The sequence below is a fragment of the Helicobacter suis genome, from assembly GCF_902196125.1.
In the GTDB taxonomy this organism is placed as follows: Bacteria; Campylobacterota; Campylobacteria; order Campylobacterales; family Helicobacteraceae; genus Helicobacter; species Helicobacter suis_B.
The window spans coordinates 1-681 of sequence record NZ_CABIKG010000066.1; the positions used below are offsets into that span (position 1 = coordinate 1).

2 protein-coding genes are annotated in these 681 nt (G+C 40.1%); both read left to right on the forward strand.

All coding sequences use genetic code 11. The annotated features are described in order from the left end of the window. Positions 1–154, forward strand: a 154-nt coding sequence (locus tag G6Q00_RS08860; protein ID WP_205426584.1) for a Mu-like prophage major head subunit gpT family protein, incomplete at its 5' end; no start/stop codon positions are given. Next, positions 154–681: phage portal protein family protein (locus G6Q00_RS08340; RefSeq protein ID WP_430750799.1), on the forward strand; the 528-nt coding region annotated here is incomplete at its 3' end. The genes G6Q00_RS08860 and G6Q00_RS08340, both read left to right, overlap by 1 nt.

Consider the following 681-nt stretch of genomic DNA (forward strand, 5'->3'; position numbering starts at 1 on the left):
AGAGTTTAGCGCGCTAGATCAACCCACAAATCAAAATAACTTTATGCGTAGAGAGTTTCTCTATGGCATTGATAGCGAGGATAATGCCGGGTATGGTTTATGGCAACTTGCCTATCTAAATCAGATCACAACAAAACAAAATCAGGCTAAATAATGGCGCTAAGTTTAGCCGGAGCTCTTGCCCATCAAATCCCTAACTTCATTGATTATGAGTTTGTGAAGTGGGCGCTACAATCTGAAAGATATGAAGAGCTTGTAAAAGTGTTTCGCTACTTCTTGCGCTTTGATGCCCAAATTAGTAGCGAGGTGTTTAAAAGGCGTTTGCAGGTGGCTAAACTCCCGCTAATTTTAGAATGTGAGAGCGATCAAGCACAAGAAGCCTTTAAGCTTATCCAAAAAAAAGGGTTTTATCAATTTGTTTTTGATTGCACTAGCGCGCTTTTTTTTGGGTGTGCTTACTTTATTAAGGGCTTTTCTCAGGGTGGGATCAATTTTAAACTAATCCCCCACCACTATATCCACTATGATGGGCAATTAGAAAAACGCCCCTATATCTTTGTAAGCGGTGAAAAAATCTATCTGGATAATCGCCCCGATATTCTTAGCGTTTGTGATTTAAATCTGTATGACTCTAGCGCTTATCGGGTGGTTTCTATTTGTGCACTCAAATACCTAGCGCTA